The sequence below is a fragment of the Nostoc sp. FACHB-152 genome (assembly GCF_014697475.1).
Classification (GTDB): Bacteria; Cyanobacteriota; Cyanobacteriia; order Cyanobacteriales; family Nostocaceae; genus Nostoc_B.
This window is the reverse complement of sequence record NZ_JACJRV010000168.1, coordinates 1-4,843: the sequence shown is the minus strand read 5'-3', so window position 1 is coordinate 4,843 and position 4,843 is coordinate 1. Positions and strand designations below refer to the sequence as shown.

2 protein-coding genes are annotated in these 4,843 nt (G+C 43.3%); both read right to left on the bottom strand.

The window, feature by feature from the left end; genetic code table 11:
- Positions 1-225: 225 nt before the first annotated feature.
- Entirely contained in the window at positions 226-4,449 is a 4,224-nt protein-coding gene (locus tag H6G76_RS36135) for a chemotaxis protein CheB (protein WP_190710994.1), read from the bottom strand.
- 83 nt (positions 4,450-4,532) lie between these two features.
- The gene (locus tag H6G76_RS36130; RefSeq protein WP_313934900.1) at positions 4,533-4,745 is read right to left on the bottom strand and encodes an RNA-binding protein; all 213 of its coding nucleotides are present in this window, start codon (positions 4,743-4,745) and stop codon (positions 4,533-4,535) included.
- Positions 4,746-4,843 lie beyond the last annotated feature (98 nt).

Below are 4,843 nucleotides of genomic sequence, written 5' to 3'. Positions count from 1 at the left end.
GAGAGGGGCATAAATCTTCCTAGTTTTGAACGAAAAAACAAGTTTTGAAAGCCTCTCTCCTTGCAGGGGAGAGGTTTGGAGAGGGGTTTTTAACATCCGTCGAACTCACGTTATATTTAATACTCATTGCCCTATAGACTAGACCAAGGGGAATCAGTTGAGGTTCTATCTTTGGATGGCTTTTAGGCTTATTTCTGCCTCACAAATGTTTAAGTCCCGCTATCTTCAGGCATTTTTAGTTCGGCCAGCTAAGTTGGCAACCATAAATACCAATTCTGCTAGCTTGATGGGTTTAGGAATGTGCATTTGAAAACCGGCTTTCCTAGATTCTTGGATATCAATACTATTGGTATACCCTGTCATTGCTGCTGCGGGAATTTCTCCGCCAGCCTCAGCACGAAGAGAGCGAACTTGCTGGATGAGGGTATAGCCATCTTGGTTCGGCATCCCAATGTCAGACAATAGCACATCATACATCCCAGGTTTGCTTGTAAGTATTGATAACGCTTCTTCCGCAGAGGTGACAGCAGTTACTTCCGCCCCGTAATCTTGTAAACCAATGATCATTAAATTACGTATATCGGCATCGTCATCTACTACAAGTATATGCAAGCCATCCAATGACGGAATTTCATCAATAGATGGTCTGGGATCATCTAAGCAATCTATCACCTCTGCATCACTAGGCAACAAATGCTCTTCCAGATAAGAGTTTAGCGGCAGCCTGACTGTAAGAGTTGTTCCTAGTCCCTCACCTGGGCTTTCTGCATAAACTGTGCCGCCATGAAGTTCGACCAAATGACGCACAATCGACAGTCCCAAACCTAATCCTTGATTGGTGCGAGTTTTACTGCTGTCACCCTGGCGGAAGCGATCAAAGATATGAGGGAGAAAGTCAGCAGAGATACCAATACCCGTATCGCTAACTTGAATCTGGGCTTGGGAGCGAACACGCTCTAATGTAACTTCAACCAGTCCTCCATTTGGGGTAAATTTGATAGCATTAGAAACTAAATTCCAAATTATCTGCTGTAAGCGATCCGGATCACCCAGTACTGTTCCAATCCCAGGTTGCAGTCGGGATTCAATCTGAATATTTTTTGCTAACGCTGACGTATTGACGACCTCAAGGGCGATTCCAATCACAGGGGCGAGATTAATTGTCCGAACATTTAGACGGAGTTTGCCAGTCATGATGCGCGACATATCCAGAAGCGACTCAATCATTTGGGTTTGGGCCTTGGCACTGCGCTGGATCATCTCAATTGCATGATTCATTTTAGCGGCATCAAGCTTCTGCCCGTGGAGTAACTCAGACCACCCCAGAATGGCATGAAGTGGATTGCGGAGTTCATGGGAAAGTATAGATAAAAACTCATCCTTGGTTCGGTTAGATGCCTCTGCTTCCAAACGGGCTGACTGTTCTTGAGTCAATAGCTGGGCGCGTTCTACCTCAAACTGCTTTTGCTGCGTGATATCATGGACTGCCAGCAGAATCATCTGCCCATTTCCTGCTTGTAAGATTTTATAACCATTCAGCAATAAAGTTTTTTGCCCAACTTTCTCAAAGACTTGCTGTACTTCAAAACCTTCAATCTGAGTATTATGGGTGAGAATGTCTTCTAGGAGCGATCGCAGTTGGGGAAGATTCCAATGACCGTTTCCTAGCTCAAAAATCAGTTGCTGTTCTGTCTGGGCGGGCGTTACCTGAAACATTCGATAAAAAGCCCGATTGCTTTTAATAACTCGTAAGTCAGCATTGAGAACTACTAAAGGCTCTGGCACAGTTTCCACCACAGCTTCGGCGTAATCAAGGGCTGCTTGCAACTGGTTTGTACTGCGTTTGAGGGCATCAATATCCATCAACACCATCACCACGCCATCAATTTGATTGTCTGTAGTTCGGTAAGGTCGAATTCGCAGATTGTACCAACGCCCTTCTAGGTCTTGCGTCTCCAGTTCTTGGACAGTTAAGGTGTCAATCACCTCTATGAACAATGACTCTAAATTAGGCACGTCAATAGTAGAGCGGATATCGCTCAGTAGTCTTCCCACATCTGCCGGAATCAAATTAAATAAACGCTGCGCTGTTGGTGTGAAACGCCGAATCCGTAAATCGTTAGTCAGTATGAGAATGGGAATATTAACACTACTGAGTAAATTCAACAGGTCATTATTGACGTTATGTAATTCAAGATTGCGACTTTGCAGTTCTTGATTAGTTGTGTGTAGTTCTTCGTTGGTTGCTTGTACCTCTTCTTTGGCTGTTTGCAACTCTTCATTAGTGCTTTGTAGTTCCTCATTGCTGGAGAGGATTTCTTCATTTGCCACTTTCAGGTGTTGAGTGGTGGCTTCATGCTCCTGACTAATCAATTGCAAATATTCTTGAGTAGCAGCAAGTTCTTGCTTGGTGGTTGCCAGTTCTTGTTGAAGTCGGAGTATTTCCTGTGTATCTGCTGGTTCTACATTTCCAGTTTTGATGCTTAGTTGTTGATTTGATAGGGCAGGTACATCTTCAAATAAAACAAGAAAGCAGCGACTTTCCACTAAATCAGGCTGAAACGGAATCACCTCAACGTTAACTTTCCTGGACGGCTCGCCCCCTTCCATCTGTATCTGTTCCTTTCTCACAGAAACATTCTGCCTTTTTGCCTGATGAATCGCAGTACGCAATTCTTCCAGCAGTCCTTTCCGTGCCATTTTGAACAAATTAAAACTAGGAACACCAGGGGCTGGTCTTAGATAGGGACTGGTTTCCCCGCGAAATTGCAGAATGTCCATATTGTCGTTAATCATCACGCCAACTGGGACATAATGATTCAACAGAATCTGGTCAGCCTGTTGATTTAAGTCAGCAATATCCCAAGTCTTATGGCTCATGGACTTATCAGCAGCTATTTTCGCTACAGGATAGTTGCTGGTGGCAAAGTTAAAGATCAGGGGAGTAGGTATTAATTTTTTGGTATAAATATTGTTTTTTCTGTCGGCTAATGTAAATAAGTTGGAAAATTCTCCTGCACTTTCGGCGATACCTAACATCAAAAACCCAGTGGGCTTGAGGCTGTAATGAAAAATTGGCATCACCTGCTTTTGCAAAACAGATTCAAAGTAAATCAAGACATTACGACAACTAATAAGATCCAGATTGGAAAACGGCGGTTCGCTGATCAGGTTTTGTTTAGCAAAAACACAAAGTTCCCGAATCGGCTTGCTGATTTGATAGCCGCTCTCTACTTGATTAAAGAAGCGTCTTAGACGTTCTGGTGAGACATCAATTATTTGGCTTGGTTTATAGATACCTAAGCGAGCTTTTTCAATTGCTGTCTCATTAATGTCTGTCGCAAAAATTTGAATAGTCGGTTTGGGAAGCACATTCTCCAAAAATTCCATTAAAGAAATAGCAATTGAATAAACTTCCTCCCCTGTTGCACAGCCTGGTACCCAGATCCGAATCGGCTCATCAACTGACTTTCCCTGAGTTATTACCGGAAATACTCTTTGTTTCAAAGCTTGATAAGCGTCTAGATCACGGAAAAAACTGGTGACACTGATTAAAATTTCGTAGTACAGCGCTTGCACTTCATCTGGATGATTTTGCAGATATTGCACGTAATCTTCTAGACTTTCTAGGTTATACAGCACCATCCGCCGAGCAATTCGTCGCTTTAAAGTCGTTTGCTTATAATGCGTAAAGTCAACACCAGTGGCGGTGAACAGCATTGCAAAGATTGCCGGCAAAGCAGTCTCACTTTTAGAGAGTGGCTCAACTGTTTGTGAAGAAATCGGACGGGTAACGTTGGGATGACGAGCAATCTTTGCTAGTTCCTCGGCAATTTTTCGCGGTGGGAGAATAAAGTCCACATCACCTGTGGCAATGGCAGTATTCGGCATACTACTGAATTGTGCCGATGCTTCACACTGAGCAAAGGTAATACCGCCAGCCGCCTTAATTGCTTCTGATCCTTGTGCGCCGTCTCCATCACTCCCAGATAAGACAACACTGATGGCTTTGCTTCCTATTTCTGCCGCCAAGGAAGTAAAAAAAGCATCAGCAGGCATATATTTCCCATGAATTTTCTCACGGGGCATGAGTTGCAACACCCCTTGAGCCAGCGTCATCTTCGTGTTCGGCGGAATGACATATACCTGGTTCGGTTCGACAAACATACCATTTTGCACTTCACGGACGGGCATCTGTGTTGTTTTCGCCAGGATTTCAGTCAGCAGGCTCTTCTGATTTGGATCTAAGTGCTGAATCAGCACAAACGCCATTCCAGTGTCGATAGGCAAACTATTCAGTAACTGCGTAAATGCTTCTAATCCCCCGGCAGATGCGGCAATTCCAACTATAGGAAATAATTCATTGCTTTGATCTTGCTGCTTCTGTGTCAATGGTTCAACAGCAATAGAATCCAATGGTGATGACTCAGAAGATTGGTTAGTTGTCATTGTATTAGAGAATACAATGCTAGACAATTTAACTTTCTAGGTGTATTCAATAGTTTTACCGCTAGTTTAGCAAAGTTTTACTCTTAACTTACATCCGCAATGGTTTTAGCTCGATTAACTTTCAGGCTATAACCCATCCATTCAGTGCCTCTTAACCCCTGAATTGCTGCAATTTCTTGAGTGTCTGTTTCCATCTCTACAACTGCAAAGCTTCTCTTTTCACCCGTTTTCTGGTTAGTAGAAACTACAAGTTTTTTAACAGAGCCATACTTTAAAAAAACTTGTCTAATATCCAATACCGTTGCCAAAATAAGAGCATGAAGAGGTAGGGCGTTTCGTAGTAGAGTTGTTGTCTCTCACAACGACAACTCAAAAACCACTAGTCGCCCATGCC